Genomic DNA, 13,572 nt, shown 5'->3' on the forward strand with positions numbered 1-13,572 from the left:
CGCCGACTCTCAATAGCGCTCAGGTGTTTTGCAGCACAAAAGGGCCGATGAACTGGCTCCATAAAAAAAACAATGTCGAGGAAAATTTGATGCGCATCGTTCCCCACATCCTGGGCGCAGCCATTGCTGCCGCTCTGATCAGCACGCCAGTTTTCGCCGCCGAACTCACCGGCACCCTGAAGAAGATCAAAGAGTCCGGCACCATCACCCTGGGCCATCGCGACGCTTCCATTCCGTTTTCCTACATTGCAGACGCTTCCGGCAAACCGGTCGGCTATTCCCACGACATCCAGTTGAAAGTCGTCGAAGCGTTGAAAAAAGACCTCGACATGCCGAACCTCCAGGTCAAGTACAACCTGGTGACCTCGCAGACCCGTATCCCGCTGGTGCAGAACGGCACCGTGGACCTCGAGTGCGGTTCCACCACCAACAACGTCGAGCGTCAGCAGCAAGTTGACTTCTCCGTTGGCATCTTCGAAATCGGTACTCGCCTGCTGTCCAAGGCAGACTCCAAGTACAAGGATTTCCCTGACCTGGCCGGCAAGAACGTCGTGACCACCGCCGGCACCACGTCCGAGCGCATCCTCAAGGCGATGAACGCCGACAAGCAGATGGGCATGAACGTCATCTCCGCCAAAGACCACGGCGAGTCGTTCCAGATGCTGGAAACCGGCCGTGCAGTGGCTTTCATGATGGACGACGCCCTGCTGGCCGGTGAAGCCGCCAAGGCCAAGAAGGCAAGCGACTGGGCCGTGACCGGCACTCCACAGTCCTACGAAATCTACGGCTGCATGGTGCGCAAAGGCGACGAGCCGTTCAAAAAAGCTGTGGATGACGCCATCAAGGCCACCTACGCATCGGGCGAGATCAACAAGATCTACGAAAAATGGTTCATGCAACCAATCCCGCCAAAAGGCCTGAACCTGAACTTCCCGATGAGCGACGAACTCAAGGCCCTGATCGCCAAACCGACTGATAAAGCGGCTGACGACAAGAAGTCCTGATTTCTGACTAACCTTATCTCCTGAGAGGGCCCTGGCCCTTTCAGGAGGTGGTCACTTCCTGCTGGCATTTTTTGGAAACACTCGAACCGGTGGCTGTCGAGCCGGGGGCGTGTGCCTGATCGAAGTGGCCTGTACGGTTAGTTCGTTAGCTCAAATTCGGATGCCAGAAGTTCATAGCCAAGGCGCTGTGACGAGTCATAGCCCGCTATGGCGAGGAACAGCAACGAAGGATATGGACTTCTGGTGCCGAAGTTGAGCTAACAGAACTGACCACACAGGCCACCTGGGTCGGGCGGGAACGGAGCTTCCCCCAAGCGGGCACTTGTACATCGATTGAACTGAGGGGAGACCCTAATGAATTACAACTGGGACTGGGGCGTGTTCTTCAAGTCCACCGGCGTGGGCAGCGAAACCTATTTCGACTGGTACGTGACCGGCCTGGGCTGGACCATCGGCATCGCTATCGCGGCCTGGATCATCGCCCTGACATTGGGCTCGGTCCTGGGCGTCATGCGTACCGTGCCGAATCGCATCGTATCGGGCATCGCCACCTGCTACGTCGAACTCTTCCGTAACGTGCCGCTGCTGGTTCAGCTGTTCATCTGGTACTTCCTGGTACCCGACCTGCTGCCGGCGGACCTGCAAGAGTGGTACAAGCAGGATCTGAACCCGACCACCTCGGCCTTCCTCAGCGTCGTCGTGTGCCTGGGCCTGTTCACCACCGCCCGGGTTTGCGAACAGGTGCGCACCGGTATCCAGGCCCTGCCAAAAGGCCAGGAATCCGCGGCCCGCGCCATGGGTTTCAAGCTGCCGCAGATCTACTGGAACGTGCTGCTGCCCCAGGCCTACCGGATCATCATTCCGCCGCTTACCTCGGAATTCCTGAACGTCTTCAAGAACACCTCCGTGGCCTCGCTGATCGGCTTGATGGAATTGCTCGCGCAGACCAAACAGACCGCCGAGTTCTCCGCCAACCTGTTCGAAGCCTTTACCCTGGCAACGCTGATCTACTTCACCCTGAACATGAGCCTGATGTTGCTGATGCGCCTGGTCGAGAAGAAAGTCGCCGTACCGGGCCTGATCTCCGTAGGGGGTAAATGATGGAATTCGACTTCTCGGGCATCATCCCGTCCCTGCCGGGCCTGTGGAACGGCATGATCATGACCCTCAAGCTGATGGCCATGGGCGTGATCGGCGGCATCATCCTCGGCACCATCCTGGCGCTGTGCCGTCTGTCGCACAACAAACTGCTGTCGAACCTGGCCGGCGCCTACGTCAACTACTTCCGCTCGATCCCGCTGCTGCTGGTGATCACCTGGTTCTACCTGGCGGTACCGTTCGTGCTGCGCTGGATCACCGGCGAAGACACGCCGATCGGCGCATTCGCCTCCTGCATCGTGGCGTTCATGATGTTCGAAGCGGCGTACTTCTGCGAAATCGTCCGTGCCGGTGTGCAGTCGATTCCAAAAGGCCAGATGGGCGCTGCCCAGGCGCTGGGCATGACTTACGGGCAGATGATGCGCCTGATCATCCTGCCGCAAGCGTTCCGCAAGATGACACCGCTGCTGCTGCAGCAGAGCATCATCCTGTTTCAGGACACCTCGCTGGTCTACGCCGTCGGCCTGGTGGACTTCCTCAATGCTTCGCGCGCCAGTGGCGACATCATTGGCCGCTCCAATGAGTTCCTGATTTTCGCGGGTCTCGTGTACTTCACCATCAGCTTTGCCGCCTCGCAGCTGGTCAAGCGTCTGCAAAAAAGGTTCGCCGTATGATCTCTATCAAAAGCATCAACAAGTGGTATGGGGACTTCCAGGTACTGACTGATTGCAGCACCGAGGTCAAAAAAGGCGAAGTGATCGTGGTGTGCGGGCCATCCGGTTCCGGCAAATCGACCCTGATCAAGTGCGTCAACGCCCTGGAACCGTTCCAGAAAGGCGACATCGTGGTCGACGGCACCTCCATCGCCGATCCGAAGACCAACCTGCCGAAACTGCGTTCCCGCGTGGGCATGGTGTTCCAGCACTTCGAGCTGTTCCCGCACCTGACCATCACCGAAAACCTGACCATCGCGCAGATCAAGGTGTTGGGCCGCAGCAAGGAAGAAGCCACCAAGAAAGGCCTGCAACTGCTCGAACGCGTCGGTCTCTCGGCCCACGCCCACAAGCATCCGGGCCAACTGTCCGGTGGTCAGCAGCAGCGTGTGGCGATTGCCCGTGCGTTGGCGATGGACCCGATCGTCATGCTGTTCGACGAACCGACCTCGGCGCTCGACCCGGAAATGGTCAACGAAGTGCTCGACGTGATGGTGCAACTGGCCCACGAAGGCATGACCATGATGTGCGTGACCCACGAAATGGGTTTCGCCCGTAAAGTGGCCGACCGGGTGATCTTCATGGACGCCGGCAAGATCATCGAAGACTGTAAGAAAGAAGAGTTCTTCGGTGACATCAACGCCCGTGCCGATCGCACGCAGCACTTCCTCAACAAGATTCTGCAGCACTAAGAAAGACGGTAACTGGATTGCCCTTGTGGCGAGGGAGCTTGCTCCCGCTGGGTCGCGCAGCGGCCCAAAAACCTGAAAATGCATTGTGTCTGACACACCGCATTTATCGGTTTTACGACTGCTTCGCAGCCGAGCGGGAGCAAGCTCCCTCGCCACAGGTTCCGCGTTCGGCAGGAAACCAGAGCAAGCCCGTTGCCATGCTGGTTGACCCAAGGCATCTGTGATGAAATGCGACCCCACTCTTTATCGCGCAGCGTCGCCATCACTCGCCGTGAAACCCCGTCTGGTTCGTCATTTGTTCCTGCCGCCGCTGATCATCGCCATGATGATCGGCCTGGGCTTTATCGGCTTCTGGATCAGTGAACACTACGGCATCCGCAGCCTCAGCGAAAACGGCCAGCGCCAGCTGGAACTGCACGCCCGCGCCGTCGAAAGCGAAATCAGCAAATACACCTACCTGCCCAGCCTGCTGGAACTCGAAACCAGCGTTTCGCAGTTGCTGGCCGACCCGACTCCGGAACACCGGCAGACGGTCAACGATTACCTCGAAGGCCTGAACCGGCGCAGCCGCAGTCGGGCCATCTACGTGATGGACACCACCGGCCGCGTCATGGCCACCAGCAACTGGCGCGATGTCGACAGTTACCTGGGTGAAGACCTGTCCTTCCGTGCCTATTTCCAGAACGCCGTGCGCGGTCAGCCCGGACGCTTCTACGGCATCGGCAGTACCAATGGCGAACCCGGTTACTACCTGGCCCATGGCCTGGAAGAACACGGCAAGATCATCGGCGTCGCCGTGGTCAAGGTCCGCTTGGAAGCCATGGAAGAACGCTGGCAACGGGCACGCCTGGAAGCCTTCGTCAGCGATGAAAACGGCATCATCATTCTGTCCAGCGATCCGGCGCGGCGCTTGAAATCGGTGGTGCCGCTGAGCGAAGAAACCAAGGAAAAACTCGCCCGCAGCCTGCAGTACTACTGGTTCCCCCTCAATGAACTGCAGCCGCTGGCCCGGGAAACCCTGTCCGAAGGCGTGGAGAAACTCACGTTCCCGGCCAACAGCGAACTGGTGTCCGACGATGAAAACATCAGCTACCTGGCGCAAACCCGGCCGTTGAGCGATACGCCGTGGAATTTCACCCTGCTCACGCCGCTGCAGGATCTGCGCCGCGAAGCGATCAATCAGGGGATTCTGGTGGCCGTGGCGTTTGCCCTCTTCGCCTTCCTGTTGATCGCCTGGAACGAGCGACGCAAGGTAATCGCCACCCGTCTTGCGGCCCGGGAAGCCTTGCAGGAAGCCAACAATCAGCTGGAGCGTCGGATTACCGAACGCACCACCGACCTGCGCGCCAGCAACGAACGGCTCAAGGGGCAGATTCGCGAACGCCGGCTCGCCGAAGAGACGTTGCGCCGCGCCCAGGATGAACTGGTACAGGCCGGAAAACTCGCGGCCATCGGCCAGATGTCCACCAGCATCGCCCACGAACTGAACCAGCCGCTGGCGGCGCTGCGCACCTTGTCCGGCAATACCGTACGCTTCCTCGAGCGCGGCCAGCTCGACGTGGCCAGCACCAACCTCAAGACCATCAACGAACTGATCGACCGCATGGGCCGGATCACCGCCAGCCTGCGCTCGTTTGCCCGGCGCGGGGACGACAAGGGTCAGGCCTGCCTCGGCAAAGGCGTGGACGCCGCCTTGCAATTGCTCGGCGGCCGGGTGGAAAACATTCACCTGCAACTGCACCGCGATTTCACCGATGTGCAGGTGCAGATCGACCAGACCCGCCTGGAGCAGATTCTGGTCAACCTGATCGGTAACGCCCTCGACGCCATGCAAGCGCAGCCGCAACCCGAGCTGTGGCTCGAAGGCGAAGCGTTCGATGGCAAATACCGCCTGCGGGTGCGTGACAACGGCCACGGCATCGACGCCGAAGCGCGCAAGCACCTGTTCGAACCGTTCTTCACCACCAAACCCGGCGAACAGGGCCTGGGCCTGGGCCTGACCCTGTCCGCCAGCCTGGCCGCCGCCACCGGCGGTCACCTGGGTGTCGAGCACCCGGCCAGCGGTGGTACCGCATTCGTCCTCAGTTTACCGTTGGTAAGCCCCACTCCCGCCGAGCCAATATGAACAACGACCTTAGTGTATTGATCGTCGAAGACGACCCCCATGTGCTGCTCGGCTGCCAACAGGCGCTGACCCTGGAAGACATTCCCTGCATTGGCGTGGGCAGCGCCGAAGAAGCCCTGGAGCGGGTCGGCGACAACTTCGCCGGCATCGTCGTCAGCGACATCCGCCTGCCGGGCATCGATGGCCTGGAATTGCTGACGCGACTCAAGGAGCGCGACCGCAGCCTGCCGGTGGTACTGATTACCGGGCACGGCGACATTTCCATGGCCGTCGGCGCGATGCAGAAAGGCGCCTACGACTTCATGGAAAAGCCGTTCTCCCCAGAGCGTCTGGTGGATGTCGCCCGCCGCGCCCTGGAGCAACGTAGCCTGGCGCGGGAAGTCTCGTCGTTGCGTCGGCAACTGGCCGAGCGTGATTCCCTCGAAGGACGGATCATCGGTCGCTCGCCGGCCATGCAGAACCTGCGGGAACTGATCGCCAACGTTGCCGATACCTCGGCCAATGTGCTGATCGAAGGCGAGACCGGCACCGGCAAGGAATTGGTTGCGCGTTGCCTGCACGATTTCAGTCGGCGGCACACCAAGCAGTTCGTCGCCTTGAACTGCGGTGGCCTGCCGGAGAACCTGTTCGAAAGTGAAATATTCGGCCACGAAGCCAACGCCTTTACCGGCGCAGGCAAGCGGCGGATCGGCAAGATCGAACACGCCGACGGCGGCACGCTGTTCCTCGACGAAGTGGAAAGCATGCCCCTGCCCTTGCAGATCAAATTGTTGCGGGTATTACAGGAACGCACCCTCGAGCGCCTCGGTTCGAACCAGAGCGTAGCGGTGGATTGCCGCGTCATCGCAGCGACCAAATCCGACCTCGTCGAGTCAAGCAAGGCCGGCGAGTTCCGCAGCGACCTGTATTACCGCCTCAACGTGGTGACCCTGGAACTGCCGCCACTGCGTGAGCGCCGCGAGGACATCCTGCAACTGTTCGAACACTTTTTGCAGCAATCGTCCCTACGCTTCGACCGCACGGTGCCGGAACTGGACAACCAGACCGTTTCGAACCTGATGAGCCACGACTGGCCGGGTAACGTGCGTGAACTGCGCAACGTTGCCGAGCGCTTTGCCCTGGGCCTGCCGGCGTTCAAGAAAACCGGTGCCGGCGCCAGCAATCAGGGCTTGGCCTTTGCCGAAGCGGTGGAAGCGTTCGAGCGCAACCTGCTCAGCGACGCCTTGCAACGCAGCGGCGGCAACCTGACACAGGCCAGCCAGGAACTGGGCATGGCCAAGACCACGCTGTTCGACAAGGTAAAGAAGTACGGGTTGAGCCACTGATGGACCATGCATTCTCCTGTGTGCGAGCTTGCTCGCGATAGCGCCGGATCAGTCGATATCATCGTTGGCTGAAACACCGCTTTCGCGAGCAGGCTCGCTCCTACAGGTGATCGGGGGTTAGAGGAGGTTGTGATCGGCCACAGGCTCGATCTGCGCCCAGTGTGAAGTGTCTTCACGGTGCTCGCGCAAATACGGCAACACCGCCGCCAGCAATGGCGCCTTGAACGCCTCCTGGAAACGATGGGCCAGGCCCGGAATCAGGATCAATTGACTGCCACGCAGATGCGCCGCCAGATGCACCCCGTGCATCACCGGCAGCAGCGGGTCGGCCGTGCCATGCACCACCAGCGCCGGCACCCGCAACTGGTTGAGCAGGGTCACCCGGCTCGGTTCGGCGAGAATGGCCATGATCTGGCGTTTCACGCCCTCGGGATTGAACGCCCGGTCATAGGACAGTGCCGCCTGATGCAACAGCGACTGGCGATCATCGGTCACCATCGGGCTGCCCAGCGCCGCCAGCAAATCAGCCTGTTGCTCCAGGGCCACTTCGCGGTTCGGTGCGCCGCGCCGGGCCAACAACTGCACCAGCGCCGCACTCGGCGCCGGCAAGCCTTCGGCGCCGGAGGTGGTCATGATCAGGGTCAGGCTCTCGACCCGTTGCGGTGCCATGGCCGCCATGCGCTGGGCGATCATTCCGCCCATGCTGGCGCCCAACACGTGGAATTGGTCGATGTGCAAGGCGTCCATCAAGCCCAGGCCATCCTCGGCCATGTCGGTCAGCGAATACGGTGACGACACTGGCAATCCGAGTTTGTAGCGCAGCACTTCGAAGGTCAGGTTGGCTTCAGCCGGTGCTTGCCGCCAGGTCGACAGGCCGACATCGCGGTTGTCATAGCGGATCACCCGGAACCCCTGCCGGCATAGGGCAACCACCACCTCGTCCGGCCAGTGAATCAACTGCCCGCCCAGGCCCATCACCAGCAGCAATGCCGGATCCGACGCACGGCCGATGCTCTGGTACGCCAGGCTTACCTGGGCCAGATCCACCCGTTCGGTAGGAACATTGACGTCACAACGCGAAGCCGCCAGGGACGGCAGGCCGAACAACAGCGCGGCCAACAATACGATTCGTGAAAGGAATGAAGCACCCATGAAAAAACACCAAAACGCAGAACCCCAGTAGAGCGCGAGTCTGATGAAGTTTGTTCAAGCGCGCTGCCACAGTTCCATGACAGTTTGATGAAGAGTGCCGAGCGGTCATCAGGCGTCAAATTCGGCCTCGCGATAACTATGTACCACCCGCCCTTTTGACGACTGCCTCCTAATGCCCGTACCGCCGGCACGGCCCGGCCTTCTGGAGATTCATCGTCATGGTTGACGAAACCACCCCCCTAACGGCCGATTTCGGCCTTGTCTTTCCTTTGCCCGCAAACCCGGATCAAAGCCTGACCCTGAGCGCCTCGGAACGCTGGAATGAATGCTGTGAACAGTGGCGGGCGCTTATGGCGCAAAACCCGCAGTCGCCGCTCGCCAGCACTTGGTGGAATGCCCGTGCGCGCGGTACGGATCAGTCGCGCAAGGCACAGGCCAACCGCTTGTACCGTCAGCATTTCGAGGCATCGAGCCAATGGGCTTTTGCCCAGGGCATTCTGCAAACCGAACAGATCGAGACATTACAGGCGATCCTCGACCCACCCGTGCAGACAGCAACGCCTGCCACTCCACGGGTTTACGTCGAGCAAATGCAGTTCATGGATGACATAGGCCTGTCAGTCAAGCTATCGGGCGCCTTGGTCATCACCCGGGACACGAAGCAACCGGTCGCTCAACTGCTGTACTTGCCTTCCCGGCCATCCGCCTGGATGACCTTTGAGAACCGTGTCGATATGGAAAGCTGGCTGATCGAACATCAGCCGCAGATGTTCGACCAACCCCGGCTACCGCCAGGCACCCTCAGGGTCGAGTACACAGCGCTTGAGCAGAAGGTGCTGCAGACCAGCGCCGAATCCCTGTGGTCGCGCTTGCACGTCGCACCTGAGGACCGGTCGCGTAACGAATCGATCCTGGCCCTGCCCGCCGACCTGCTGGAGGTGGATACCAACGACGACGGTGTCCTGTTCGGCCAGTTGAGCCCCGATATTCCACTGGGCATCCGTCACCAGGCACTGGCGCAACAGCGCACGGCACTGGATACCTTGTTGGGCGAGAACTTTCAGGGTGATCACACTGACCCGCGCCTGCAACGCCTGCAACAGCAAATGGACGCCCTCACGACGGCCGAGCAGGCCAGCACCCGCGCTGCAACCGCGCTGCTGCACAGCGACAGTGCGCAGAAAATGCTGGAATTGCGCCACAAAAACCGTCCGCACTACGCCACCCTTTACCAGGCACGCCTGGACGGCCTGCGCGCCGAAGCCGAGCTGCAATTGAGCCTGAGCCAGATCAGCCACGAGGAACATCAATGGCTGACCAGCGTGCTGGATGCACCGGATCAACCACCCCCGGACGGAGTGGTGGTAGCGCGCCTGGTGTTGTCGATGACGGACACTGAAGGTGACACCACCGGCACACAATCCCGGGAACTGGACGGTGTATTACTGTTCTCCCGGCCGTCGGCCTTGCTGCCGTCCTCGACCGAGAGCCTGCTGCTCTACTGGCCCGGACGCTTCGGTGGCCTGCAACGGTTCGCGTCTCGACAGGCTCTGGAACAGACGCTGTTCAAACTTTCGGCCAATGTCGGCAGTCAAGCGCTGCATATCCTGCCACTGACTGCGAACCCGTTCGAATACGCCTTGCAGAATCAGCTTCACAGCTGTGAACAACAAGTGGCCCGGCTGCTGACCGCCAACCCGGTTCCATCTCGCGCCAGTCAACGCGAGACGGAACTGGAAAAGCTGCGCGAACAGACCCTCGCCGGCCTGACAGTTTCTGTCCCCGCAGCCCGTGAACTGGCTCATCAGCACATTGTCGAGCAAGTTCACAGCAGTGCGCTGGCCGCACGTTTGCCGGCGTGGCACAGCGCCTTGCCCGCCGCACAACGTGAGCGGATCAAGACGCTGTTCAAGTCCTACATCAAGGCCATGAATCGCTCCCATGAGTGGCTGGAGCGCGAGTTGCCGCCCCGCGACACCTTCAGCAAAAAGGCCATTGATGCCCACCTGCGCCAGGCGTTCGGCCTGACCCGAAACGTTGACGTGCGACTGGACGTGCCTGACTCCACTGCCTGGCGCAAGGTCGTCACCGAGGGGGCGGCACCGGGGACACCCCAGGAAAACGTGCTGGTGGCCAGCCAGCAAAGCAGCAAGTTGTCCCTCGGCGACCTGGCGCAAAGCAACATTGATCAGGCGATGTCGTGGCGACTGTCGTTCATGCAAGTGGAGATCAGCGGCGGCGACGCGACGGATCAACAGAAGCTGAAAACCGGCATCACCCCGGCCTGGCTGCGCAAGATGGTCACCGAACTGGACCTGGCCGGACAGTATGAAACGTTGATTCGTGAAACCTTCCTCGGCACCTCGACCGCTCCGGCCTTCAGCAATGAATACCGCCACGAATGCCTGAGCGAACCATGGCGCCTGATGCTGCGCCTGCAAGGCGAGTTCGCCGTGCTCGCCAAAGATATCAATGCCGATGGCCAACAGGTCCTGGAGATCGCCATCGATGCCAGCAGCCGTGAAGCCTTCAGCGCCCATGGCCAACGCATCGAACTGCTGCCGACGCACCTGACAGTAGGCGGCATCGACACCCCTGGCCAGGGGTCGAGCACCCTGTCCGGTGTGACCTTCATTGTCGAGCGGATCAGTGGCCTGACCCTGCTCTACCTGCCGGACAGCCCGGACGGTGTGTTTGTGCGCCAGTTCGACAGCCTTGAGCAGGCGCGGATACGGCTATTCAACGATTGCCTGCGCAGCTCGATGGTCACCTATCTCGCCGGACGGGCCTTGACCGGAGAGTTCGCCCATCACGTCAGCCGAATCAACGAGGCGAGAGTGAGAAACTTCGACGGCCTGATCGGCGTCGGTACGCCTTGGCCATCCAGCACCTCCCTGGCGGCGCATCTGCTGAACGTGCACATGGGCCGCTTGCTCGAAGCCCATCGGATGACATCGCGCTCCAACGATGCCTTGTACCTGGAGCAAGTCGCCCTGAAGTCCGGCGCGATGTTCAACTACCTGAAAATGGCCGTGGGCATGCTGCCTTTCGTCGGTGCGACCATTGCCCTGTACGACGCTTGGAACAGCGCCAACCTGGCGGTGGCGGCCTTCCTGCGCGGTGATGTCGGTCATGGCCTGGCCGAGGTGGAAGCGGTGCTGTTGTCGCTGATCGATGCGGCCATGGACATTCTCCCGGGTGCCAGCGCTGCGCCCGTTGCGGCCCGCGCCGTCACGCGCAATCGTCAGTGGCGGGCGCTGGGCAAAAGCCCGCGCGCCTTGCAGGTATCGACGCGACATCAGGCACGACGTGCCCTGGAACGCTTCAAGGGTTACGAATATGAAAAGCCGATTTCCCTCGCGGGCCTGCAACCGGGCACCGAAGGTATTTATCGCAACGTGTATCGCCACACTGACGGCCATTTTATGGTCAGCCAGGGGCGAATCTATCGCATCGAGCTGGAAGGCAAACCACCCCGCTGGCGCTTGAGCGGCACCCGCAGCCGGACCTACAAACAGCCGGTTGCCCTGGATGAGTCCGGCCACTGGAACACCCACTACGCGGTGTACGGCGCCGTGATCGATGGCGGCGGCGTGGGGGGTGGCGCGGTGCTTGGGCACATGGCCGATGGATTGGACCCGCTCTGGCCGGTCGCCATTCGCCGCTGGCTGCCACGCTGGTGGACGGATCGGGCCTTGCGTCGGCAGTTGACCCTGACTAATAGCGCCGACGCCTACTCGCGACGGCTCGATACCCAGACCCGCAGCAGCAACGTCACGCTGGAGCACTACTTCGGCCTCGAACCCCGGCAGCGCCCGACCCTTCGCGCCCGTGCCGATATCACCTGCGCGAACGATATCGACCTTGCCCAGGCCCAATACCTGAATCTCGATGAGCTGATGCTGTACAGCCATGGCCGCAAACGCGTGCAGATCGAGGATATTCAAAGCCGCTGCGCCTGGATCATCGTCGACCGTTCGTTACGGCGGATCGCCCTGGTCAAGGAACGGCTGCTGGAGCACCTCGACCGTATCGATCAGTTGATCGCCCGTTCAGACACCACACCGGTCACCGATACCGCCGCGCACTTGCAGCTCATGGCGCAGCGCAAGGAAGTCCGCAAAGGCTTTCTCAAAGACTTCGATCAGCTCCATACGACGGTCGAGGAAGCCAATCGATGGAACCGCCGGATCACCAACCGGATGCAAAAATCGAAGATGGCGCAGGACATGACGACCGTGAATGAAAAATTCAGCGACGCCAATCACTTCTACCTGAAAACGGCACATACCCTGGAAATCATCACCCATTATGACGCGGTAACCGACCTGTCCTGGATGTACTTCCACACGCAATTGAAAACAGCCCGCAACAAGGTCGGCCGCGTGTTACTGACACAACATCACCTGCCCCAGGTGAGCGCCACCGTCAGTCAGCGCAACAAAGTCCTCGAAGACTGCCTGGCCGCCTATAGCGAGTTCCGCCGTCAGTTGGGCGCCTGGACCATCGGCTATTCGCAGCACCTGGATCTGGAGCAAGTCAGCGCATTTCTGGACAATCTGGACAGGGTCGAAGACTTCGCGCGCAATGCCATCAAGACCCGCCCGTCAGTGGTTCCCAAGGAAGGACGGCCCGGGCAGCAGTTGTTCGAGACCGAAGACAACCAGTTGTTGATCGGCATCGCCAGCACCGACGCAGTCACCCGGCAAAAGCGCTTCACCATTGAAGGTGTCGATGGCCGTACGGAAACCTGGCTGCCCCGCTCCACCGGTAAATATCACCTCAGTGAACCAGCTGTCTCCGCGCAACCGATGCTGCCGACCGATGTCAGGCCGCTGCTGACAGAGGCCGGAAAAAGGCTGGGGGCTGCGGACGCCTATACCAACAAAGTCAAAGGCTATGCGCAGCAAAACATGCTGCCCGTCGACCTGGAACACATGATGAGCAGCGAAGCGGCGGAGTTGACCCTGCGCGCCCAGGCCATCGAACGGTTGTCCCCCGCCGAGACCATAGCGCTGCAATTGCGCAATCGCGCGGATGAGATGTTGCGCACGGGGCGCACCCTGCGCATCGATCAAAGCATGAACAGCAAAACCCCGACCGAAGGTTATCTGGACTATCTGCTAGAACAGCAAGTGGTGGATATCCGCAAGGAAGGCGGTTTGCGCGACCTGGGCAAACGCGCAGACGGACGACGGGATTTCCTCCAGGAGTACGAGGTGCGCGACCTGCGCAGCGAACCGGCGCAAACCCTATGGTACGCACACTTCCATTACACCTCGGCCAAGCCTCAGTTCAGCGACTTCGTCAAAGGCCATCTGAAACGGCCGGAACAACGCAACCTGGGCCTGCAATGGCAGAAGGACGTGGCCGCCAGTGGCGGTACGATCGAGGCGATCTGGCGCGGCGACATCGGCAAACCGCTGGGCAACAAACACTTTTCCACGCTGTGAAGCAGCAACG

8 protein-coding genes are annotated in these 13,572 nt (G+C 60.9%); 7 read left to right on the forward strand and 1 reads right to left on the reverse strand.

Features of this window, described 5'->3' with window-relative positions; genetic code table 11:
• Window positions 1-89: 89 nt before the first annotated feature.
• The 6 genes from KGA96_RS05500 to KGA96_RS05525 all read left to right on the forward strand — a co-directional run bounded on the left by KGA96_RS05500 (window position 90) and on the right by KGA96_RS05525 (window position 6,957).
• The gene (locus KGA96_RS05500) at window positions 90-1,004 is read left to right on the forward strand and encodes a glutamate/aspartate ABC transporter substrate-binding protein (RefSeq protein ID WP_046041277.1); all 915 of its coding nucleotides are present in this window, start codon (window positions 90-92) and stop codon (window positions 1,002-1,004) included.
• Between the two features lie 354 nt (window positions 1,005-1,358).
• The gene (locus KGA96_RS05505; protein ID WP_046041041.1) at window positions 1,359-2,105 is read left to right on the forward strand and encodes an amino acid ABC transporter permease; all 747 of its coding nucleotides are present in this window, start codon (window positions 1,359-1,361) and stop codon (window positions 2,103-2,105) included.
• Window positions 2,105-2,776 carry an amino acid ABC transporter permease gene (locus tag KGA96_RS05510; RefSeq protein WP_223466639.1) on the forward strand — a complete coding sequence of 224 codons (672 nt, stop codon included), beginning with the start codon at window positions 2,105-2,107 and terminating at the stop codon, window positions 2,774-2,776. Before KGA96_RS05505 ends, KGA96_RS05510 begins: the two co-directional genes overlap by 1 nt.
• On the forward strand, window positions 2,773-3,507 hold the full coding sequence (locus KGA96_RS05515; protein ID WP_007985725.1) for an amino acid ABC transporter ATP-binding protein: 735 nt from the start codon (window positions 2,773-2,775) through the stop codon (window positions 3,505-3,507). Before KGA96_RS05510 ends, KGA96_RS05515 begins: the two co-directional genes overlap by 4 nt.
• A gap of 223 nt (window positions 3,508-3,730) precedes the next feature.
• Window positions 3,731-5,632 carry a sensor histidine kinase gene (locus KGA96_RS05520; protein ID WP_046041038.1) on the forward strand — a complete coding sequence of 634 codons (1,902 nt, stop codon included), beginning with the start codon at window positions 3,731-3,733 and terminating at the stop codon, window positions 5,630-5,632.
• Window positions 5,629-6,957 carry a sigma-54-dependent transcriptional regulator gene (locus KGA96_RS05525; protein ID WP_223511926.1) on the forward strand — a complete coding sequence of 443 codons (1,329 nt, stop codon included), beginning with the start codon at window positions 5,629-5,631 and terminating at the stop codon, window positions 6,955-6,957. Before KGA96_RS05520 ends, KGA96_RS05525 begins: the two co-directional genes overlap by 4 nt.
• Window positions 6,958-7,074: 117 nt before the next feature.
• Here the strand turns inward: KGA96_RS05525 and KGA96_RS05530 are convergent, their stop codons facing one another.
• The gene (locus tag KGA96_RS05530) at window positions 7,075-8,109 is read right to left on the reverse strand and encodes an alpha/beta fold hydrolase (protein WP_223511929.1); all 1,035 of its coding nucleotides are present in this window, start codon (window positions 8,107-8,109) and stop codon (window positions 7,075-7,077) included.
• 218 nt (window positions 8,110-8,327) lie between these two features.
• Between KGA96_RS05530 and KGA96_RS05535 the strand changes: the two genes are divergently transcribed.
• Window positions 8,328-13,562 (forward strand): dermonecrotic toxin domain-containing protein, encoded by a 5,235-nt coding sequence (locus KGA96_RS05535; RefSeq protein ID WP_223511931.1) that lies wholly within the window; start codon window positions 8,328-8,330, stop codon window positions 13,560-13,562.
• Window positions 13,563-13,572: the final 10 nt, after the last annotated feature.

Source organism: Pseudomonas sp. GL-R-26, assembly GCF_019947365.1.
Taxonomy (GTDB): domain Bacteria; phylum Pseudomonadota; class Gammaproteobacteria; order Pseudomonadales; family Pseudomonadaceae; genus Aquipseudomonas.